General features: G+C 40.7%; 24 protein-coding genes, 2 tRNA genes and 1 rRNA gene. 10 read left to right on the top strand and 17 right to left on the bottom strand.

Annotated features, from left to right (window positions below):
• Window positions 1-98 precede the first annotated feature (98 nt).
• Window positions 99-776, bottom strand: coding sequence for a uracil-DNA glycosylase (locus EQM06_RS04580; RefSeq protein ID WP_128745205.1), 678 nt, complete (start codon window positions 774-776; stop codon window positions 99-101).
• A gap of 156 nt (window positions 777-932) precedes the next feature.
• Between EQM06_RS04580 and EQM06_RS04575 the strand changes: the two genes are divergently transcribed.
• The 4 genes from EQM06_RS04575 to EQM06_RS04560 all read left to right on the top strand — a co-directional run bounded on the left by EQM06_RS04575 (window position 933) and on the right by EQM06_RS04560 (window position 4458).
• Window positions 933-1652, top strand: a complete 720-nt coding sequence (locus tag EQM06_RS04575; RefSeq protein WP_128745204.1) for a DUF6873 family GME fold protein — start codon at window positions 933-935, stop codon at window positions 1650-1652.
• Window positions 1649-2716, top strand: coding sequence for an elongator complex protein 3 (locus EQM06_RS04570; RefSeq protein WP_128745203.1), 1068 nt, complete (start codon window positions 1649-1651; stop codon window positions 2714-2716). The genes EQM06_RS04575 and EQM06_RS04570 overlap by 4 nt, the downstream gene beginning before the upstream one ends.
• Window positions 2717-2815: 99 nt before the next feature.
• Window positions 2816-3079: an ACT domain-containing protein gene (locus EQM06_RS04565; protein WP_128745202.1), complete on the top strand. Its 264-nt coding sequence runs from the start codon at window positions 2816-2818 to the stop codon at window positions 3077-3079.
• Between the two features lie 20 nt (window positions 3080-3099).
• Window positions 3100-4458 carry a PFL family protein gene (locus EQM06_RS04560; RefSeq protein ID WP_128745201.1) on the top strand — a complete coding sequence of 453 codons (1359 nt, stop codon included), beginning with the start codon at window positions 3100-3102 and terminating at the stop codon, window positions 4456-4458.
• Between the two features lie 111 nt (window positions 4459-4569).
• Here the strand turns inward: EQM06_RS04560 and EQM06_RS04555 are convergent, their stop codons facing one another.
• The 7 genes from EQM06_RS04555 to murB all read right to left on the bottom strand — a co-directional run bounded on the left by EQM06_RS04555 (window position 4570) and on the right by murB (window position 10501).
• Window positions 4570-4782, bottom strand: a complete 213-nt coding sequence (locus EQM06_RS04555; RefSeq protein WP_128745200.1) for a zinc ribbon domain-containing protein — start codon at window positions 4780-4782, stop codon at window positions 4570-4572.
• A gap of 94 nt (window positions 4783-4876) precedes the next feature.
• Window positions 4877-5563 (bottom strand): DUF554 domain-containing protein, encoded by a 687-nt coding sequence (locus EQM06_RS04550; protein ID WP_128745199.1) that lies wholly within the window; start codon window positions 5561-5563, stop codon window positions 4877-4879.
• 360 nt (window positions 5564-5923) lie between these two features.
• Window positions 5924-6868, bottom strand: a complete 945-nt coding sequence (gene whiA, locus EQM06_RS04545; RefSeq protein WP_128745198.1) for a DNA-binding protein WhiA — start codon at window positions 6866-6868, stop codon at window positions 5924-5926.
• 114 nt (window positions 6869-6982) lie between these two features.
• On the bottom strand, window positions 6983-7837 hold the full coding sequence (gene kce / locus EQM06_RS04540; RefSeq protein ID WP_128745197.1) for a 3-keto-5-aminohexanoate cleavage enzyme: 855 nt from the start codon (window positions 7835-7837) through the stop codon (window positions 6983-6985).
• Between the two features lie 83 nt (window positions 7838-7920).
• Window positions 7921-8766: an RNase adapter RapZ gene (rapZ, locus tag EQM06_RS04535; protein ID WP_128745196.1), complete on the bottom strand. Its 846-nt coding sequence runs from the start codon at window positions 8764-8766 to the stop codon at window positions 7921-7923.
• 6 nt (window positions 8767-8772) lie between these two features.
• Window positions 8773-9540 (bottom strand): PHP domain-containing protein, encoded by a 768-nt coding sequence (locus EQM06_RS04530; RefSeq protein ID WP_128745195.1) that lies wholly within the window; start codon window positions 9538-9540, stop codon window positions 8773-8775.
• 28 nt (window positions 9541-9568) lie between these two features.
• Window positions 9569-10501 carry a UDP-N-acetylmuramate dehydrogenase gene (gene murB, locus EQM06_RS04525; protein WP_128745194.1) on the bottom strand — a complete coding sequence of 311 codons (933 nt, stop codon included), beginning with the start codon at window positions 10499-10501 and terminating at the stop codon, window positions 9569-9571.
• 389 nt (window positions 10502-10890) lie between these two features.
• Between murB and EQM06_RS04520 the strand changes: the two genes are divergently transcribed.
• Window positions 10891-12159 carry an argininosuccinate synthase gene (locus tag EQM06_RS04520; protein WP_128745193.1) on the top strand — a complete coding sequence of 423 codons (1269 nt, stop codon included), beginning with the start codon at window positions 10891-10893 and terminating at the stop codon, window positions 12157-12159.
• A 62-nt stretch (window positions 12160-12221) separates the two neighbouring features.
• On the opposite strand, the gene EQM06_RS04515 is transcribed toward EQM06_RS04520, so the two are convergent.
• On the bottom strand, window positions 12222-12944 hold the full coding sequence (locus tag EQM06_RS04515) for a Fic family protein (RefSeq protein ID WP_164914349.1): 723 nt from the start codon (window positions 12942-12944) through the stop codon (window positions 12222-12224).
• A gap of 111 nt (window positions 12945-13055) precedes the next feature.
• Between EQM06_RS04515 and EQM06_RS04510 the strand changes: the two genes are divergently transcribed.
• From EQM06_RS04510 to EQM06_RS13240, 5 genes are read left to right on the top strand one after another with little or no spacing between them, the layout of a single operon-like run.
• Entirely contained in the window at window positions 13056-13754 is a 699-nt protein-coding gene (locus tag EQM06_RS04510; RefSeq protein ID WP_164914348.1) for an MgtC/SapB family protein, read from the top strand.
• 19 nt (window positions 13755-13773) lie between these two features.
• The gene (locus EQM06_RS04505) at window positions 13774-13965 is read left to right on the top strand and encodes a hypothetical protein (RefSeq protein ID WP_128745190.1); all 192 of its coding nucleotides are present in this window, start codon (window positions 13774-13776) and stop codon (window positions 13963-13965) included.
• 14 nt (window positions 13966-13979) lie between these two features.
• Window positions 13980-14342, top strand: coding sequence for a hypothetical protein (locus EQM06_RS04500; protein ID WP_128745189.1), 363 nt, complete (start codon window positions 13980-13982; stop codon window positions 14340-14342).
• Between the two features lie 27 nt (window positions 14343-14369).
• Window positions 14370-14654: a metallophosphoesterase family protein gene (locus EQM06_RS13245; RefSeq protein WP_128745188.1), complete on the top strand. Its 285-nt coding sequence runs from the start codon at window positions 14370-14372 to the stop codon at window positions 14652-14654.
• Window positions 14635-14925, top strand: a complete 291-nt coding sequence (locus EQM06_RS13240; RefSeq protein ID WP_128745187.1) for a metallophosphoesterase family protein — start codon at window positions 14635-14637, stop codon at window positions 14923-14925. The genes EQM06_RS13245 and EQM06_RS13240 overlap by 20 nt, the downstream gene beginning before the upstream one ends.
• Here the strand turns inward: EQM06_RS13240 and EQM06_RS04485 are convergent, their stop codons facing one another.
• From EQM06_RS04485 to rrf, 8 genes are all read right to left on the bottom strand, one after another.
• Window positions 14926-16011, bottom strand: coding sequence for an HD domain-containing phosphohydrolase (locus EQM06_RS04485; RefSeq protein WP_128745186.1), 1086 nt, complete (start codon window positions 16009-16011; stop codon window positions 14926-14928). It lies immediately after the preceding gene.
• A 44-nt stretch (window positions 16012-16055) separates the two neighbouring features.
• Window positions 16056-18869: a hybrid sensor histidine kinase/response regulator gene (locus tag EQM06_RS04480; RefSeq protein ID WP_164914347.1), complete on the bottom strand. Its 2814-nt coding sequence runs from the start codon at window positions 18867-18869 to the stop codon at window positions 16056-16058.
• Between the two features lie 183 nt (window positions 18870-19052).
• The gene (locus EQM06_RS04475; protein ID WP_330548366.1) at window positions 19053-19703 is read right to left on the bottom strand and encodes a superoxide dismutase; all 651 of its coding nucleotides are present in this window, start codon (window positions 19701-19703) and stop codon (window positions 19053-19055) included.
• Window positions 19704-19909: 206 nt separating this feature from the next.
• Entirely contained in the window at window positions 19910-20065 is a 156-nt protein-coding gene (locus tag EQM06_RS12865) for a hypothetical protein (RefSeq protein WP_164914346.1), read from the bottom strand.
• A 92-nt stretch (window positions 20066-20157) separates the two neighbouring features.
• Window positions 20158-21285 carry a hypothetical protein gene (locus EQM06_RS04470; protein WP_205666593.1) on the bottom strand — a complete coding sequence of 376 codons (1128 nt, stop codon included), beginning with the start codon at window positions 21283-21285 and terminating at the stop codon, window positions 20158-20160.
• Between the two features lie 119 nt (window positions 21286-21404).
• A tRNA-Leu gene (locus EQM06_RS04465) sits at window positions 21405-21487 on the bottom strand.
• Between the two features lie 6 nt (window positions 21488-21493).
• Window positions 21494-21568: transfer RNA gene (locus EQM06_RS04460), tRNA-Glu, on the bottom strand.
• A gap of 8 nt (window positions 21569-21576) precedes the next feature.
• Window positions 21577-21693: ribosomal RNA gene (rrf, locus tag EQM06_RS04455) — 5S ribosomal RNA — on the bottom strand.
• Between the last annotated feature and the right edge of the window lie 83 nt (window positions 21694-21776).

The following is a 21776-nucleotide window of genomic DNA, read 5'->3' as shown; positions in this document are numbered from 1 at the left end:
CAGGCATAATTCTCAATATATATCATATATATGCCAGCGTTATTCGTTATGTACCTAAAGCTTCATAATTGTTTCGGAGGTTTAGCGAGAGTCTCTTCCTATACGTCCTCGATCTGCCAGTCTATCGGTTCCACGCCGTTGGCAGACAGAAATGCATTGGCCTTACTGAAATGCCTGCATCCGAAAAAGCCCCGGTAGGCGGATAAAGGACTTGGATGGGGGGCTTCCAGAATCAGATGCTTCGGATTCGTCAACATTCTCTTTTTTGACTGTGCAGGCCTTCCCCACAAGAAATATACAATAGGCCGATCCTCTTTGTTTACCGCATGGATAACAGCATCTGTAAAGATTTCCCATCCCTGTCCCTGATGAGAATTTGCCTGATGAGCTCTCACGGTTAAAACCGTATTTAAAAGTAACACGCCCTGATCTGCCCATTTTTTCAGGTATCCATTATTCGGAATCCTACAGCCCAGATCATCATGCAGCTCCTGATAGATATTCACAAGGGACGGCGGGATTTCCTTCTGGCTGGCAGGAACGGCAAAGCTCGTTCCGATGGCCTGATTTTCATTATGATAAGGATCCTGACCAATCAGCAGTACCTTCACTTCCTTCAACGGAGTAAAATGAAAGGCATTGAAAATATCGTCTGCGGCAGGATAAATTCTACGGGTCTTATACTCCTTTATTAAAAACTGGCGTAACTGTAAATAATAGGGTTTTTGAAATTCATCTCCGATTACATCCAGCCAATCATTACTGATCTTTGGCATGATTTCTTTCCTCCAATTTCTATAAATTATTATGATAAGTTCATTATACCATTTTGTTTTGTGCTATAATAGTAAAAACCTATAACAACTTATCTACGACAAAAATCTGCCTGCAGTGCAAGGCACCGGGCAAAAAACAAAAGGATCTATTTTTATATGAGTACGATATATGTATCAGAAAACGCCCACAGCATACTGCTGAACTATCTTATAAGCCTGAATCATACGCTGGTGCCCATAAAAGCTACCGGCTTTGTTTATCCGGAAGTCGCTTCCCATGCGGATATGTATATGTGCAAACTGGGTGCGGAACCGGAAGCTCCTGTTTTTTGTGCAGATTTCCCGCCCTCATCCGATCTGGGTTATCGATATCCGGAAAATATAAAATACAATGCCGTATGCATGGGAAATTATTTTATTCACAACCTGAAATACACCTCCCCGCTTCTGCTGGAAAAGATCTGCCAGTCCAAGCGGAAGACCCTACAGGTCAATCAGGGGTATACAAAATGTAATATGGTGGTTATCAACGACCGCTGTGCCATTACCTCCGACCAGGGAATCTATGCCAGTGTCAACAAATACTTTGATACGATAAGCCGTTCTGACTTACCACCCTCCGAAAGGAATTCTCATGGCATTCATCTCCTTTTAATTCAGCCGGGACACGTAAGACTGGGCAAATTTCCCTACGGATTTTTAGGAGGAGCCTCCGGCCGAGTAGGCGATGAAATCATTTTTAACGGAAATCTGAAAGCACATCCCGACTTCGAAAGGATTTCAGAATATATATCAGCACAGAATCTGAAAGTAAAGTATTTTGAAGAATATCCGCTGGAGGATATCGGATCGATTATCGAATGGAGACATCAATGAAGAAACATGCCATTATACCCATTTTTATTCCCCATGAAGGCTGTCCCAATGATTGCGTTTTCTGTAACCAGAAAAAGATTACCGCCCGGCAGAAGCCCATTCACGCGGAAGACGTAAAGCATATTATAGATCAATATCTCCCGACCTTAACCGGGCGTGGTCTGGAAACAGTGGAAATTGCCTTTTTCGGCGGCAGCTTTACAGGGATACCCATCGAAGAGCAGCAAGCCTATCTGGCCGTGGCAAAGCAATACAAAGATGAAGGACGGATCGATAAGATTCACCTTTCCACAAGACCGGATTATATTAATGAAGAAATTCTGGATAATCTGAAGGCATACCATACGGACATTATAGAACTGGGCGTCCAATCCTTCGATGATTCGGTGCTGCAAGCTTCTAACCGCGGTCATAACAGTGAGATTGTATATAAAAGCTGTGAATTGATACAAGCCTATTCATTTGAACTGGGTATTCAGTTGATGATTGGTCTCCCCGGAGATACGCATGAAAAGTCTGTTTATTCCGCTATGGAGGCCGTCAAAATCGGGCCGTCTATCGCGCGGCTTTACCCCACGATCATCATTGAGGATACCGAGCTTCTGCGTATGTATGAGCGGGGAGTCTATCAACCCCTTTCACAAAAGGAAGCGGTCTTCACCACAAAGGAAATGTACAAAATATTAGATGCGGCGGGTATCCAAATCATTCGGGTGGGACTAAAAAGCACGGACATTATTAATGAGCACGGTGCCATTACCGGCGGTACGTATCACCCTGCTTTCAGACAGCTTGTAGAATCAGAAATTGCCAAGGAAATTCTCGAGGAGAAGCTAACATCCCTGTTATGCTCCGGCGCATACCGTGCTCCGGGTTCAGAATTCCCGGAGGATCCCGAGCAGAAACCGTGCTTTACTTTTCAAAGCAACAGTCGGTGCTTTTCAAATATGATTGGCAATAAGCGCAGCAACAAAGAGTATTTTGCCGCCAAATATCCTCATATTGAAATCCGATATACTGAAAATACTTTACTTGCGGACAATCACTATAATGTGATAAAATAATAAAATATTATATAAAATTTTGTTTATGATCACAATACACATACACTCTGCCCCCTACATCACAAGATAGGAGCAGAGCTTTAAAGGAGGATTAAATATATGAAAGCGGTAGTAACAGTAATAGGTAAGGACATGGTAGGCATTCTGGCCAAAGTCAGCACCACCTGCGCCGAAGCCAATGCCAATGTAGTAGAAGTGACACAGTCCGTTTTACAGGAATACTTCGCCATGGTCATGCTCATTGATATATCCGAAATGAACTGTGAATTAGACACGTTAAGAGAAAATCTGCAGAAAAATGTAGCAGGGATGACGATTCATGTCATGCACGAAGACATTTTTAATTCCATGCATAGAATTTAATAGATGGGGAGGTACATGTAATGCTGAATATGACGGACATCATGGAGACCATCACCATGATACAGGATGAAAATCTAGACATACGAACGATCACCATGGGTATATCGTTGCTGGACTGCTGTGACAGCGACATTGATAAATCCTGCGAAAAGGTGTACAACAAAATATATAATTACGCAAAGGATCTGGTAAAAACCGGAGAAGATATTGAAAAAAAATATGGTATTCCCATTGTAAACAAAAGAATTTCTGTCACTCCTATCGCTATGCTTGTGGGAGCATCAGGGGGTGACCCGGTCCAATATGCGAAAACGCTGGATCGAGCGGCAAAAGATGTAGGGGTAAATTTTATCGGAGGTTTCTCCGCTTTAGTTCATAAGGGATTTTCGCCCGGAGACAAAAAACTGATTGAATCCATTCCAAGAGCACTCAGCGAAACGGACTTCGTTTGTTCTTCTGTCAACATTGGTTCCACCAAAGCCGGAATCAATATGGATGCCGTGAAGCTCATGGGCGGTATCGTAAAGGCTGCTGCCGAAGAAACCAAAGACCGTCAGTGTATCGGAGCGGCAAAGCTTGTGGTTTTCTGCAATGCTCCTGAGGATAACCCCTTTATGGCAGGTGCCTTCCACGGACCCGGTGAACCGGACTGCGTTCTGAATGTAGGCGTTTCAGGTCCCGGTGTAGTGCGTGCGGCTCTTGCAAAAATGCCGGACGATGCCGACTTGACCGAGGTCGCAGACATGATTAAAAAGACCGCTTTTAAGATCACCCGAATGGGTCAACTGGTCGGAACAGAAGCTTCCAAGCGTCTGGGCGTGCCCTTTGGCATTATTGACCTCTCCCTCGCCCCTACGCCGGCTATTGGAGATTCCGTCGCCCACATACTGGAAGAAATAGGTCTGGAGCAATGCGGTACCCATGGAACCACCGCTGCGCTGGCCATGCTGAACGATGCCGTAAAAAAAGGCGGTGTAATGGCCTCTTCCAATGTAGGCGGACTTTCCGGAGCCTTCATTCCTGTGACAGAGGATGCCGGAATGATCGATGCCGCACGAGCCGGAAGCCTGTCCATTGAAAAACTGGAAGCCATGACAGCCGTATGCTCGGTAGGTCTTGATATGATCGTCATTCCGGGAGATACAACGCCTGAAACCATTTCAGCCATTATTGCCGACGAGGCAGCTATAGGTATGGTAAACTCCAAGACCACAGCTGTACGAGTCATCCCGGCTGTGGGATTAAAAGAAGGAGAAGAGCTGGACTTTGGCGGACTCCTTGGAAATGGTCCGGTCATGAAGCTTCACTCCAAATCTCCTGCTAAAATGATCAACCGGGGCGGAAGAATTCCAGCTCCTCTTCAAAGCTTAAAAAATTAAATATTTTCGGGGAACCCCTCTGTACTCCCCGTTTTAACAGAAAACGATATTTCCTGTTAGATAAAAAGTGCTAAGGAATCTATCCTTAGCACTTTTTATCTCATTATTCTATCAGGATCCCGTCAGGAAGTCCAATGTATCCCATCCGGAAGAGCCCATTTGCTTATACAGTTCCGTATACCCGCATTGAGCACAGCTTATTGTCGTAAACTTCTTATTTTGTACATCAAAAATTTTTGCAAAATTTCCTCCCGTAGCCTGAAATTGATCACACTCATATTCATGGCATCCGCATTTCGAGCATACATATTGCTTCTTTTCCATTGTCTAATCTCCTCTCATAAATTAATAGTATTATATTCCTGCTCACTCAAACATACTATCACTTTATTCTTAAAAATTTATGAACAAATGATAATTAAGCCGGAATGAACATGCATAGCAAAATTGGTAAAAATATAGCGGGCAGAAAGTTCATCACCTTTAATCGGGTAACGCCTAAAATATTAAGGCCTAATGCCAAAATCAGCAAAGAACCGGCACAAGTCATTTCTGCAATCACGTAATCCCCTAAAAAAGGCGACACATACTGCGCCAAAAGAACAATAGCTCCCTGAAAGAACAAAACAAATCCCGCCGAAAAGAGAACACCAATCCCCAAAGCCGAAGCGAAAACGCAAGAGGAAATTAAATCTAAAACAGACTTTGTCATCAGCATTTCATAATCGCCCACCAGTCCTGCTCTAAGAGAGCCCACTATGGTCATAGCTCCCACACAGAACAGCAGGCTGCCTGTCACAAAACCTTCTGCTACAGATACTTTGTCCCCCGGCTTTTTAAACCGACCTTCCAGCTTCTCGGCGAAACTGTTGAGCCTTTTGTCCAAATCCACCCCTTGTCCTATAATGGATCCAATGACCATAGATAAAATTAATATTAACGTGTTTTGCCCTTTTAACGTACCGGATATCCCAATATAAAGCGTACATAAGGCGATTCCTTTCATCACAATATCTCTTATGCTCTCAGGAATGCCCTTTTTTAAAAGCAGACCTATGGTGCTTCCGATAATGACAGCTAACGTATTTACAAGTACTACGAGCAATGATTTTTACCTCCTTCTAGGCTACAATTTCTATCCTATCTTATTACAAAAAATAATATTTCGTCCATTATTTTGACAGTATTATGTAAACTTTCTGTGTAAAATCCTGTCGTTTTCCACAACCTGCAAATGCCAGTTTTTTAAAACATTCGTCACTTTTCCACATAATCCGCAAATATTGTATACAATTTTATCCCATGGAGCCTGTGAATAACTATATTTTACACATCCCTTGATTTTACTTTATTCCAGCTTTTTTTACATTTGTCAACAGTAAGTTATCCACAGGTTTACTGCCTTTGTGCATACCATGTTTTTTCAAAAAAACTTGACATTCGACAGCAAATTTCTCCATCTTATTTATATCAGTTTTTCCGCAATGTCCTCTATCTTTTTTAACCGATGATTTACACCGGACTTTTTTAAAGGCGGTTCCATCATATCTGCCAGCTCCTGCAAGGTAGCATCCGGATTTTCCAACCGCAGAAAAGCCACTTCCTTCAACTTGTCATTCAAAAAATCCAATCCTTTTTTCTGGTCTATCCATTTTATAGCTTCTACCTGTTTTTCAGAAGCATTTAAAGTCTTATCCAAATTTGCACTGTCACAATTATTGATTCGATTGGTCTTGTTACGCATTTCCTTCATGATTCTGATGTCTTCCAGCTTGAGCAGCTGTCCATGCGCCTTTAATATATTTAAAATGTCTGCGATTTGCTCCGATTCCTTCACATATACCACATAACTTTTCTTTCTCTGCACTTGTTTTGCATGTAAATCCACAAAACTATTAATCAGTTTTTTCACATCGTTAGATAAGGTTTGAGTGCTGCATACAAATTCCATATGATAGCTTTTTTCCGGATCACTGATAGTTCCGGATCCCAAAAACACACCTCTCAAGTAGGATTTTCGGCAGCATTTGGTCTTGATCAAACCCTCATAAATTCCGTCACTTATGAAGTTCATTCCCTCCCGAACCATGAGGATTCCTGTTTCACGCAGGATCTGCTCGCTTCGTTCCTCCGGTCCGATATTCAGCAAATACACATGCCCTTTTTTTAGCGTCGTGCCCTGTCCAATTTCAAGGTTCGCATCTACATCGAAATAATCTTTTATGATCTTTTTAAAGTGTCTTGCAACGGCCGGATTTTCTGTGGTAATGATGATATTAAATTTACCGCCGCCTGCCAGCCTAATGCTCCCGCACATTCGAATAAAGCCTGCAATTTCAGCAAGCATACAGCATTTTTTCTCCGGCTCTAATCGAGCTAATTCATTTTTTGTATCAACTGAAAATGACATAATATCTCTGTACTCCTCTTTTTTATATAAGCAGGAAACCCTGTTTCCTGCTTATATAAAAAAGAGCGCCGCAAACTTGATCACCAGCTTGAAGCGCTCCTATCTATGTTTTTATTACTTCTTCTGCTTTTTTGGCTTTTCCTGTTTCAGTGGCTTTAGGCTTAAAATTTCTCTTGCTTCAGCAGGAGTAGCAACTTCTCTTCCCAGAAGCTTAGCCAATTCTACAACCTTAGCAACCATTTCTCCGTTGCTCTTTGCCAGAACGCCCTTTTCCATATAAAGATTGTCTTCAAATCCAACTCTTACATGTCCGCCTAAGGCGATTGTAGCAGCAGCTATGCTCCATGCGTTCTTTCCCAGTCCGCTAGCAGTCCAGGTTGAACCTTCAGGAATACTCTCGGACATGAATAATAAATCACGGATAGTAGCAGACATCTGAACGCCAAGTACAAAGTCAAAATGCAAAGGACGTGTCAGGAATCCCTTCTTCTCTACCTTTAATGCCGTATCGATCATACCCTTTTCAAATACTTCCAGCTCAGGCTTAATGCCTCTTTCCTTCATGATCTTTGCAAAGTTAATAATCGTATTGTCTGTATTAATAAAAATATCATCTCCGCCGAAGTTGCAAGTACCGCAGTCTAATGTAGCAAATTCCGGAGTTGGCTCGATCTCTGTAGACTGTAATCTTTCTAAATCAGTCATACCAACTGCACCGCCTGTTGAAGGCTGAATGATAGCCTCTGGGCACTCCTTTCGGATAGCATCTACACATACCTGAAATCTGTCCTTAGACTGAGTCGGAGTTCCGTCATCTTCTCTTACGTGAAGGTGAATAACAGATGCACCTGCGTCATAAGCGGATTTCGCTTCTCTTACAATTTCTTCCACTGTATAAGGGACAGCAGGGTTTTGTTCCTTTGTTACTTCTGCGCCACATATAGCAGCTGAAATAATTAATTTTTCCATAAGTATTTTCCCTCCTAAATTAATTAATAAAAATTCAGCATAGCTAATCTCTAGCTGTGAAACTAGCCATTATAAGTATACCACTAGAGGTCTCTATGCTCAATAGTTATTCGTAAACCTTGCTCTTTAAATTTTTTTGCAAAAACATTGGCCATGGTCACAGATCTGTGCTGTCCGCCGGTACAACCAAACGCAAGATTTAAATGATATTTTCCCTCTCGTATATAGCAGGGGATCATTTCCGTGATCATTTTGTCCGCACTTTCGATAAAGCTTTGCGTTTCCGGAAACTTAAGAACATAATCCTGAATTTTTTTGCTGTTTCCCGTTAGTTTTTTTAGACTTGGCACATAATACGGATTTGGAATGAACCGCATATCAAAAACCATATCGGCTTCAAGAGGTATCCCGTGCTTAAACCCGAAGGAGGAAATATTCAAAATAAATCCGGCCTCCTCGCCTTTTGCAAAAATATCTTTTATTTCTTCTCTGAGCTTTGCTGATTTCATATTGGACGTATCAATAACAAAATCAGAAATCGCCCTTATTTCCTTTAATACTTCCCGCTCCCGTCTCAGCCCGGATAAGGTTTCCCCTCCTTCTGCCAGCGGATGCTGTCTTCTGGTCTCATTAAATCTTCTGATCAGAACTTCGTCCGACGCCTCTAAAAATAATACTTTAAAATTCAGGCCCATCGCTTTCAGATCCTGCAGGCAGGGTTTAATTTCCTCAAAAAATTCACCGCCGCGTATATCCGTAACAAAAGCCGCCTTTTCTATGGAACTTTTTTCGTTCATCGCCAAGGTGATAAAATTTTTAATCAGAGCCGGGGGCATGTTGTCGATGCAATAGTACCCTAAGTCCTCCAAACAGTTGGCTGCCTGGGATTTCCCTGCGCCGGATAAACCCGTTATAATTACCGCTTCCATTGAAATTTATACCCTTTCTATATTAACAATTCTGGATAAATCAAGACCGGCTTCCATCGCTCTGTCCAGGCCGCCTTCAAAATCTCCCACTCGGCTGGGATGATGCGCATCACTGCTGATGATGAATCCCACTCCGGTAAGCGCAGCCGTCTTGATTTCTTCCACGGTCAGGTGCGCATGCCATGTACTTATTTCCATCAGCGTTCCCCTCTCATCACACGCTTTTGCTATTTCCAGTATATCAAAAGGCCCCTTGTCTCCGGGATGTGTCAATATTTTTAAATCGTTCTCATAAATGGCCTTTACGGTCATCTCCGTATTCTTGCTTCTCAGCTTTTTTACCGACCTGGAATCGGTCATGCTTTTTTTCTTTTTATGGTTCTCCAGATAATTGCTTATGCAGTATCCGTTCAATACACCATAATGATACCCTCCGATAACAAAATCGTACTGCAGAAATTCATCCGGGCTTACATCCAAACAAGAGCCTCTGTTAATAATGTTTGCCTCAACACTGAGACAAATATCAATTTGAGGAAATTCCTTTTTCAGCTGCTCAATCTCCTCTCTCATTTCAGGGACAGCACTTTTCTTTATTCCATAAGTCAGATGACCCGGCCCGTGGTCCGAAATCGCAATCTTGTTCAAGCCCCGTTCCAGTGCAGCCAGTACATTGTCTCTTATGGTTCCCTTTCCATGAGAAAATATGGTATGAGTGTGTAAATCATACATCATCCTAAATCCTTGATACACTTTAATATCTTTGTTCTCCATCACAGGCGCTCTTCCCTTCTATCTTTGATCAGTCCCCAAGTATTCTGACCTCAGGTTCCAATCTTACACCAAACTTTTCAAAAACTGTGTTTTGTATGAGTCTCATTAATTTTAAAATATCGGTGGCGGTGGCGTTTCCATTATTTACAATAAATCCGGCATGAAGCGGAGATACCTGCGCTCCGCCAACGCTCAAACCCTTTAAGCCCGAGTCCTGAATCAATTTTCCGGCAAAATATCCTTCCGGCCTTTTGAAAAAACTTCCGGCACTGGGCAGATTGACGGGCTGCTTCCGATTTCTCCGCTCCATCAGATCTTTCATGCGCGCGGAAATCATCTCCTTATCTTTCTTCTCCAACTGAAACTCAGCACAGATTATAATATCACCGTTTTTCTGAAAAACACTGCTTCTATATCCAAGCATCAGATCCTCGCCGGAAAGGCTATATTCTCTGGTGCCATCGCTGGTTATCGCTCGAACCGATAGAATAATATCTTTCATTTCACCGTCGTAGGCTCCCGCATTCATGAAGACTCCGCCGCCAATACTTCCCGGAATCCCACTGGCAAATTCCATTCCCGACAGACCATGCTCCATAGCTTCTTTCGCTGCCGCCGATATTTTTGCGCCTGCAAAAGCCGTAATCACGTTTTCCTCCGCTTGAACAGTATGAAAGCTGCGCCCAAGCTTAATAACAATTCCATTATATCCCCCATCCTTTACAAGGATATTGGAGCCACTGCCCAAAATAATATGAGGGACTTTCTCCTGAGTCAGCAGATTTAATAGCCTCCTAAGCTCTGGAATCGTTTCGACCACCGCCATCGCCGCGGCTTTTCCGCCTGCTCTGAAGGATGTATATTCACTCATGGAAACATTCGTCTTTATGTTTTCAAATGCCAGAAACTCTTTCATTTTCAAACATAAGGACTCTATATCAATCTGTTTTTCAGATTCCATCCATTCCGTTCCTCCCTAATTCATCATAATTCACCTGAACCGAAGCTGCTTCTTAAAAAATAGCCGATTCATACTTACGATAAGTATACCATATTTTTTGTATTTCTACATTGTTTTATCCCACTGTACCTTTCTTTTTATATTATATATACTTTATATACACCCATTTTTTGGATATTAAAATCATTTTTTTTAATTTTTATTAGTTTCTATAAGTATATTATATATTTTAGTTCGTTTTCACAAAAAAAGCCTTGATTTTTGTGATTTACCCATGTATAATCTTTTTAAGTTACGAATAATTAATATTTTTTATGTATAAATTCGCAGTGGGTTTCTGCAAATCAGAAATTTGTGATACCCTTGCACAATAAGTAGGAGGCACTTAAATGGAAAAAGAAAAAATCGTACTGGCGTACTCAGGCGGATTAGATACGTCTATTATCCTGACCTGGTTAAAAGAAAATTATAACTGTGACATCATTGCAGTCTGCTGCAATGCCGGACAAAGAGAAGACTATGATGCGATTGAAAAAAAGGCATACGCAACCGGAGCATCAAAAGCGTACATACTGGATATACAGGATGAATTTGTCACAAATTATATATGGCCCACTTTGAAAGCCGGAGCTATATATGAAAATGATTATCTTTTAGGTACTTCCATGGCCAGACCTCTTATGGCAAAAAAACTCGTAGAAATTGCTGAAGCAGAAGGAGCTTACATCATTGCCCACGGCTGTACAGGAAAAGGCAACGATCAGGTTCGTTTTGAAACCACGATCAAGGCTCTGAACCCTGCCATTAAAATTATAGCCCCTTGGCGAATCTGGAATCTGGAATCCAGAGAGGACTTGATTGAATATGCAAAGGCACACCACATTCCTATTGCACAGACCACGGAAAAAATTTATTCAAGAGATGAAAATATATGGCATATCAGTCATGAGGGCGGTAATCTCGAAAACCCATGGAATGAACATAAAGATGATATTCACGTCTTAAGCGTACCGGTAGAACAAGCTCCTGATACGCCTACGTTTGTGGAAATCGACTTTGAGCAGGGTATTCCGATTGCAATAAACGGAGAAAAGATGAGTGGCGTCAAAATCCTTGAGGCTTTAAATGTACTGGGCAGTGCCAACGGCGTGGGCACCATAGACATTGTTGAGAACCGTCTCGTAGGCATGAAGTCCCGAGGCGTATATGAAACCCCCGGAGGTACTATTCTCTACAAAGCGCACGCTGCATTAGAGAAGCTGATTCTCGACCGAAATACCATGCAGTACAAAAATATTGTAGCCCAGAAATATGCCCAGCTTGTCTATGACGGATTATGGTTCACCCCCATCCGAGACGCGATTGCAGCTTTTGTAGACGTCACGCAAAAAGAAGTGACCGGAACCGTAAAAATAAAGCTCTACAAAGGAAGTGCCATTCCGGTAGCCTCCAAGTCTCCGTACTCGCTGTACAGTGAAGAATTTGCTACTTTCAGCAAAGATGAAGTGTACAATCAAAGCGACGCAGAAGGCTTTATCAATTTATTTTCTCTGCCTCTGAAAATCCGAGCTATTCAAAAACAACAGCAATGCGGTGAACTAAAGGGCAGCGATACATTAGAAAGAAAGATCCTTAAAGGCGGCGATTTTATCCGCTAGTGCAATAAAAGAGGGTGTCTCAAAAGATTTGAATAAATCCGGAAGAGGCATCCTCCTTTATGTTATTCCTCTGTCATTTGCAGCAATACGTCCAATTTATTGAAAATTCCCCGCTCCACTGCTTTATAAAAAGGTTCTATATTCTTATGTTTCAAGTATTCGATAATAGAAGTATTATATTCAGATTCACTTAAACGAAGCTCAAAAATGGGATATCCGTCTCGCAAAAGAGAATAATACAAAACCAGTCTGGCTGTAGATTCGCTGTTCTGCTCAAAGGGATAGATCTCAATCATTTTATGGTGCAGGTAAGCTGCTTTTAAAAGGATGTTTCCCGCCAGCTTCTCCTCTGCCTGATAGGACCACTTTATGAACTGCTCCATCTTTTCCCTGATTTCCTGCCAGTGAGGGGGATTGTAATCCAGTGTATACAGGATGGGGTTGCTTTTTCGCCACACCGTGCGATCTGTCCCGCAGCTCATCCCATGAAGCTCTTCTATGACTTTCAAACTGACATCACTTTCCATTCCCATGAGATTTTCCATAAGCGTTAAGGTGTCTAGGTACCTTTCAATGGCTACGTGATCGTTCAATGTGACCTCCGGAACCACATCACCCTGCAAAATTCTTTGGAGCTGCTCCTTTTTTATCGGGCTTCCATCTAAATGAAGAGAGGTATAAATGAGGTCGCACCGCCCCATTTCTTTGATTTGTTTTCTGACTTCTGTGCTATACGGTTTTCTGCTATCTAAAATCAATTTCTTTTCTAAAATCTGTTGATACATATTAGACCTCCGCATATACGAATTTAAAATACTTTCTTTTGTATATATTAACACATTATGGTACAATTACATATACTTAAATACTACATATCAACAAAAAGGAGTCTTTTTATGTCTGTATTTCAACTGCCGCATTACTTTTATGACGTGAATCTGCTGTCGGTCATACTGCGATTGCTGCTTGCCGTCTTATTCGGAGGAGCCATTGGGCTGGAAAGAGGCGCCAATAGTCACCCCGCAGGATTCCGAACACATATTTTGGTCTGTGTAGGGGCTGCACTGGCCATGCTTACCAATCAGTATATCTCTCAGTATTTAGCTCCCGGCTCTGACCCTGCCCGGTTAGGTGCACAGGTTATTACAGGAGTCGGCTTTCTTGGAGTAGGAACTATTTTTATGACGGGAAAGCATAAAATAAAGGGACTCACCACAGCTGCCGGCCTTTGGGCCTCTGCATGTCTGGGTCTTGCTCTCGGAATAGGATTTTACTCCGGGGCAATCATTGCCGGAATTCTTATTTTTATAAGTCTGGCACTGCTTCCCAAGGTTGAAAATTATTTTTATCAAAATGCCCGCATGATCAATTTATACATAGAAATAGATTCCCTTCAAAACTTTAAAGCTTTCATAGCTGCCTTGAAGAAGATGGATATCCTTGTACTTGAAAGCCATGTCAGCGGGTCCGGGCCTGTTGCTTCCAACGGCATAGCATTTCACCTTTCCGTTAGACTACCGAAAAATCTTAAATTTGAAGAATTCAGTGTTATGTTTAGCGAATTTGAGGGAATGCTTTTGTTAGAACAAATTTGAAAAAATGTGAGGTGATACTTTGAATTTAACGGATGCAAAACTAAAAAGCATAATTTCCTTTCTGCTTAAAAATAAAAAAGAAGTCCTTGCTCTGACAGATTACTTTGAATATCAGGATATTGAAAACGGTTTGCTTAAAATACCCGATTATCTGGTCAACGTGGGGATAAAAGATAAGATCATGAGCATTAAAATGTCCGTGATTACTTAAAGGACTATACGCTCTTGTTCCAGGGCGATTGTATCCTGCTGGATTTAAGGCTTCATTTAAAACAATTAGGTCCGATTTCAGCCAAATATGTATTCTCTGTTAAAGACTTCCGGTTTTCAGAGGACTATACGCGTATTTACGCTACCTTTCAGGAAGAGGTCTCCTCTCTGGGAAATATCATGCAGTCCATGGCATTAAAAGCAGCTATTTCAGGCAGCACTGCCCTTCAAAAAGCCATAAAGCTTATAAACTGCGATTTTATTTTTATTGATCAGAACAATATCATGGTGGATCTAGGCAAATTTGATATAATAAAGACAGCTTCCGGATTCTTTGAGATTCAATATAGACAGTACAGAAGGCTGCCTGACCTTTAACTTTCATTATACAGGAGGAGAAAAAAATTGAAGTTTTTTGTAATAAGCGATACACACGGTGAATTGGACAAGGTCTACGAAATCTATAAGACCTTAACAGGTATTGATGCCATTATTCATTTAGGCGACTTTGTAAAGGATGCCGAGGAATTGAAAAAAACACTTGGAATAGATGTGATTTCTGTAAAAGGCAACATGGACAATTCCTTTAGTACGGCAGCGTTTAAAATAGTGGATACGGAATGCGGTAAATTATATCTGGCTCATGGGCATATGGAAAATGTAAAGCTGAATGCCCAGAATTTTTTATAGAGCGGAAGAAGAGGGCTGTGTTGCCGCACTGTTTGGGCATACGCATAAACCGCTCTTTGTCCAATGTGACGATATTTATCTCATCAATCCCGGCAGCCTGACTCTGCCCGCAGATGGGACAAAGGGTTCCTATGCAGTCGTAACGACCTCTCCCCAAGGCTTAGAGGGCTCTGTCATATATTATGAAGAGAAAAAAAATACCGTCCCAAAGCCTGCTAAGGTTCAGGGCGGTTACATACGCGGACTCTTAAATTACAGTGATCGATTTTGATTAATCATTCCTTGAGATTTCTTTCACTCTGTCCCGTAATTCCAAGAAAACATTTGATATTTCAGGATCAAAGTGAGATCCGCCGGAGACTTTTATAATTTCAAAAGCTTCCTCGCTATCCATAGGTTCTTTATAACATCTTTTGGATACCAGTGCATCAAACACATCGGCAACGGCCATAATCCTCGCACTCAAAGGAATATCTCTTCCGGTCAAGCCCTTGGGATACCCCTGGCCGTTCCATTTTTCATGGTGGTAAGTGGCAATATCAAACGCAATATCAATAAACTCTTGTTTCTCAATCTTTGCCATGGTAGATCGTATCACTTCACCACCCCGCTCCGCATGTGTTTTCATTATATCGAACTCTTCTTCCGTCAGCTTTCCGGGTTTTTGTAAAATAACATCGGAAATACATATTTTACCAATGTCGTGCAGCGGCGCTGCCTTACAAAGATTTTCAATGTATTCCTCCGTCAGAATATCTGAAAATATTCCCTTTTCCTTTAGAGCTCTTGCTATTAACTCTACATACTGGCTTGTCCTTTTTATATGGCCTCCGGTGCTTCCGTCTCTTCCTTCAATAAGATTCGCCATTCCTATGATGACTTCCTGCTGAATCGCCATCAGCTCCTGTTGTTTATGAGCCAGCTCCCTCGCCTGCTGTAAGATTTTCCGAGACTGATTTTTTACTGCATCTTCCAGATTTTTTCTATACGCCTGCAGCTCCAGGGTTCTGTTTATCCGGTTTTTTATCACTTCCGGTATAAATGGTTTCGATATAAAATCAACCGCACCCATTTGAAAACATCTGGCTTCCGTCTTAGGTTCTGAATTAGCAGTCAAAAAAATCACGGGAATATCTTTCCATTCTTTATGCAGTTTTAATTCTTCCATCACTTCAAACCCATTCATATCCGGCATATAAATATCCAATAATATCAGATCAGGTACCGCCAGTGTCAGAAATTGTATGGCTTTTTTACCCGACAGCGCTGCCGCCACCCTATATTCTTTTTCCAGAATGGTCTGAGCAATTTTTATGTTTGACCGGTTATCATCGACAATAAGAATCATTTGCTGCATGTGCCTACCTCCAGAAACAAGTTACAAGCATAAAGAGCATAAGACTATAGCTGTTTTATTAAACTATGGATTGCCTTTTTTGCTTCTTCATACTCAAAATCGTCAAGTTTTTTACAAATGTCTGTTATATACGGATTTAGCCGTTCGCCTTGATACGCTCTGTTTGAAAGCTCTCCTAGAATCTTTTGAGCCTGTATCATTTCAAAATCACTGATTTTCTCATCCAACTCCATTAAGCGTTTTTTTAGCAATTCTTTTTGTATTTCCCGTTCAGATAGTTTTTCTTTCCTATCCTTACAGCCTTGCTTTCTCTCAAGCTTATCCAAATATTCAGTAATATCTAAAAGAACCTTTTTATATAATTCTACTACTTGTGCATGATTATGTAAAATATAGACCTTATCCGGAGACTTTCCGGCAGATTCCAAAAGTCTGGCCTTCTCAGCCAGCACTTCTGCTCCAATCCCAAGCGACGTACTTTTTAATGCGTGAAGCAGAGTCGTATATAGCGTCCAGTTTTCTGTATCATATGCCGCCTGTATCTTTTCTATGGATTCTGAGCCCATATCTCTATATATTTTTAAAATCATATGATAATTTGTTGCATCCTCGCCGGAATAAAACAAACCCATTTTAGCATTTATGTAGTCTCCTAATCGATCGTCTAAAAGCACTGGAACATTAGATTGGATATCCCTCTTTTCCCATTCTGACGTCTCATGTACAAGCTCGGAAGGCAAATATTTAATTAAGATACGCTCCAGCTTACTTCCCTCAATCGGCTTAGAAATATAGTCCGTAAAGCCATAATCCAGATACATTTTTTTTGCATTTGATATGGCATTTGCTGTCAATGCAATGACCGGAACAGCTTCACATAAGTTATTGCTCATGGACTTCATTCGCTCAAAGGTTTCAATACCGTCCATGTCCGGCATCATATGATCCATAAAGATCAGATGATAAACATTCTTTGCTATTTTATCCAGGCATTCTTTTCCGCTTGACGCCGTATCGATTTTCAATTCCGTATTTTTTAAAAGCCCCGTAACCACAGCGAGATTCATGGCATTGTCATCAACGATAAGTATCTTTCCCTCAGGTGCTATAAAGCTTTCCCTATAATGCTTTCTCTGGGCAACACTTTGTTCATATTTTTCCTGAAAGTCCCCAATTCCTTCCCGGCTGACAACCTTCTGCGGAACGCTGGCCGTAAATACAGACCCTTTTCCATAAACACTTTTAACACTTAGCGTTCCTTCCATCATTTCCAGCAAGCTCTTTGTGATATTTAAGCCCAAACCAGTTCCTTCAATACTCCTATTTTTTTCCGTATCCAAACGGGTAAAAGAAATAAATAATAAATTCAGTTCCTCTGCCTTGATGCCCACGCCCGTATCCTCTATCTCTGCAATCAATTGTATATGATTACTGTCCTTTTCCTTCCAATTTACGCGCAGAGTCACACTGCCCTGTTTGGTATATTTGACCGCATTCGTTAAAAGGTTGCCTATTATTTGGGTAAGCTTCCTTTCATCTCCCCATAGCCTATGCGGAATATCCGGTGCAATATCCAATTTTAAGGAAAGTCCTTTTTCTTCTATTTTAGTGGCAGTCATATTGATCAAGTCACTGAGCATAGAACTCAGTTCATAGTCTATTGGGGTAATTTCCATCTTTCCTGATTCTATTTTAGAAAAATCTAAAATATCATTAACCAGAGAAAGCAGCATTTTCCCTGCATTTCGAATATTTAAAGCATACTTTTCAATATTTTCGTTTAAAGTCTCTCTCAAAATCAGCTCATTCATTCCTAACATAGCGTTAATAGGAGTACGTATCTCATGAGACATATTTGCCAGGAAATCCGATTTTGCCTGAGATGCGGATTCTGCCATGCTGACGGGCTTAAGCAAGGCCTTAACTACTACAGAAATGCTTAATATACTTATACCAAAGCACAGTACGGCCATAATCACCGCAAATTCAATCAGCAGATTTTTGACATCCTTTGCCCAGGCACTCTCTGCAATAGCAATGCCTACATGCCAGCCGCAGCACGCCACATCACTGATAAAAAAAGCCCTCTTTTTTCCGTCATAATCACGAATCCAAAGCAATTTTTTTGAATCGGTTCCACTCTCTATTTGATCAATCAGCTTGCCATACGGATTTCCTCTTAAATTCTGCAAGGAATTAGGCGCATTATCCACGTAGCCATAGTCTTCATTCGGATGAACTACCAGCCCATTTTCATTGTCCAGCAAAAACCCATAAGAATCAGCAGGAACTTCCATGGCGTTAATCGTATCTATCATCTGATCCACAAAAATATCAACGGCAAGTACACCCTCCAACTTTCCATTAATCACAATTTCTCTTGAAATCGTAATGATCTCCCGCCCCGTATCGGTATCCTTATAGGCTGTTTGTACCGATAATTTATGAGTTGTTGTCGGGGTCGTATACCACTTTCTCTGGGTGTAATCCATACTGCCGTCCGGCACGAAATCAGTGGCACAGACCATATTACTGTCCGGGTATTGAAAGAATAAATCATAAATGGAATGATCCGGATTAGAATTTTTGAGAATTTGGTTAAAATAGGTGTGTAAATATTTTCGATCTAAATTGTCTACCAAAATAACAGATTCGGCAACTGTATTTAAAAAAACCGCCTTTTCCCAGATCCAGTTATCGATCTGATTGGCATAGTCAGAGGCTAAAATCACTGCATTTTCTGTGCTCTTAGCTTTTAATTCACCGGATGCTGCCGAATATCCGATAAAAGAAGTCAAGGTTATACACGCAAGACAAATGGAACATACGATAATTATAAATTTTTTCTGTACACTCATACCCGACCTCTTCATATTTTTAAATCGCTGGTACCATTATGCCAAACATATTTTTTTCATTATACCATTAAATTACAATTATAAATACACTTTATTACTTTTATTGCATAAATTTTACAAAAAAAATAATCTGTACTAATTTGTCAGTATAATATATACCTCCAATTTAATACAGATCCTTTTTTATCGAAGCCAATCCAAAGTTTTCAAATAATTATCTGAAACTTTATTCCAGTTTATTACCTGGAACCAGTCGTCAATATAGTCAGCTCTTTTATTATAGTGTTTTAAATAGTATGCGTGTTCCCAGACATCAATATTTAAGATCGGAATCCGGTTCAAAGGAAACGGCGTATCCTGATTGGCAGTCGTTATAATTTCCAGTTCCTTATTATCCGGATTTAGTACCAGCCATGCGTACCCAGAACCAAAGACAGATAATGCTGCATCTTTAAACTGCTTTTTAAATTCATCAAAGCTTCCGAACTGATTGTTTATTGCCATAGCCAGCTGATCGGCGGAGCCTTCATCCTCGGACCCGTCAAATTGATTGAAATAAAAATCGTGATTATATACGCCCCCTGCATTATTTAAGATAGGCTGCCGTATGTTTTCCGGAAATAGGTCCGCATTGCATATCAACTGAATTAATGTAGAATCCTGCAATTCCGGATAATCCTTTAAAATATTATTCAGATTATCAATATATGTCTGCAAATGCCTGTCGTGATGCAGTTCCATTGTTTTCGCATCAATATAAGGTTCCAGAGCATCATAGGGATAAGGTAAAGGAATATTCTCAAATTTGTAATGACGATTCTGTTGATTCATCATTTCACCTCGCTTTCTGCAAATCTATTGGATCACTTCTTAAATCTATTACTGCTTCAAATCATTTATGACTAAACTTATTTATATTTTAATCCCGTTCTATTTGAATCAGCAGTTTCAAAATTTTTGAAGCTGTCCAGCCACGCAAAAACCGCTCAAAAAAGAGCGGTTTTGCCTGATTAAGCGAAACTCGTGCAAACTAAAAAAATCTAACGCATATCCCTATTTTCTTCTTCTATTTTTTCCTTCATTTCACGAACTTTTTCTTCCGTCTTATCTAAAATATCTTCTCCCATTTCTTTAAGAGAGTCTGTCGTAGCTTTTCCCAGATCTTTTAATTTAACATCGCCTAAATTTTTATTCATCTTTATCACCTCCGTAATATTATGAACGGATTCCCATAAAATATGTATCTGCAAGAATCAAGATACAAAAATTTCCCATTTTATTCAACAATTTATACGGTTTTACGCAGTTCACTGTTATTTATGGTCAGCTTCATGTCTTTCCACTCTTCCCCCAATAAACTGGTTTCTTTCCAGCCTTCATTACCAAGAATATATTCGTGAAGTAGAATATCATATCCATTGGTAAGTCTGACAAAATCAAACCGATAGCTTTTTCCGTTTCCAGATGCATAAATACGAACCACATGGTCTTTTTGTTCTGTGCTATCAATTTTATCGATTCGTTTTAAATTTTCCCCATAAACAATTTGTACTACGGCATCAGAAAGATAGAACCAACTATGCATGGGCGCGCAAAGAAAGTCTTCAGGAATATAGTAAATATTTTTAATCTTCCAGCCTTCATTATTCGTTTGCTCCACTGTGATCAAACCATAATAGTAGGCAAATTGACTTCCTTGGTTATACCCCTCATCCGTGTCTGCTTTAGCTCCAGTTATTATCTCGATTTCAACCATATAGTATTTTATATGATGATCCGTATCGGCAGGTGTATATGCGGGGAGCAGTTTCAAAAGTGTTGTATATCCGATTCCACTAAATGAATCCACATATTGATCAAAGGGCATTTCTTGTTGTTTGTCTCCAGTCAATAATTCATATGAATAGGGATAAGGCAATCCAGACCACCCAATGGTACCGCATCCACCCGAATAGCCAAGCATATTGGAGGCTTCTTGCAATATCCCATAATATGCAAGAATTAAATCCTCAGGATTTTTAAATTTTTTCGAAATCAGCGGTAATTTATTATTGTCTTTTCGAAAATCTTGGAACGTGTATGGATTAGGGTATGGGCACTCCTTAGACGGCCTCTGAAAACGTTCACTGCTAAGATCCTCTGGTTTCATTACGGGTATAGATCCGCCTGAGACATGCAAAGAGGAATGAAGTATACCTCCTGCAATAATTTTGTTTGGCGATTCTTCAGACAAATTTATTAAATCGGATAGTAGGAAATAACAAATAGTTCCAAATAAAGCAACTAAAGCAACGCAAATAATTGAAAGGTATATCTTTTTCTTTTTCTTATCCTCATAATCATCCCCCTCCATATTATAAATATATGAAGAGCAAAAACTTTCAGAAGGGCAGTATAGAGAAATATAACTCCACATCGATTCCCATAGATAGTGTGTAGGAATCCGGTAATATATAGTAATAATATCCCATAAAAATAGATAAAAAAACACCTTGATCACATTGAATTATCAATGATTTCAAGGTATTTCTTACGTGGTGCGCGATGAGGGACTTGAACCCCCACGGTCGCCCGCTAGATCCTAAGTCTAGTGCGTCTGCCAATTCCGCCAATCGCGCTTATTCTGGTGACTCCACCGGGAATCGAACCCGGGTTACCGCCGTGAAAGGGCGGTGTCTTGACCGCTTGACCATGGAGCCATTTTAAAAACCGGCAACGTCCTACTTTCCCAGGCAGCTGCCCGCCAAGTATCATCGGCGCTAAGGAGCTTAACTTCTGTGTTCGAGATGGGTACAGGTGGTTCCTCCTCGCTATTGTCACCGGATTTAGCTTGTATTCCTACTCGCTATCTGCTTATTCACTTGTTTCCTCTTGAGAGCATACTCTCAAAACTGGATAACATACCTT

The sequence above is a fragment of the Aminipila luticellarii genome, from assembly GCF_004103735.1.
GTDB lineage: Bacteria > Bacillota > Clostridia > Peptostreptococcales > Anaerovoracaceae > Aminipila > Aminipila luticellarii.
Note: the sequence above shows the minus strand (reverse complement) of the source record. Positions and strands in the feature narration are given on the sequence as shown.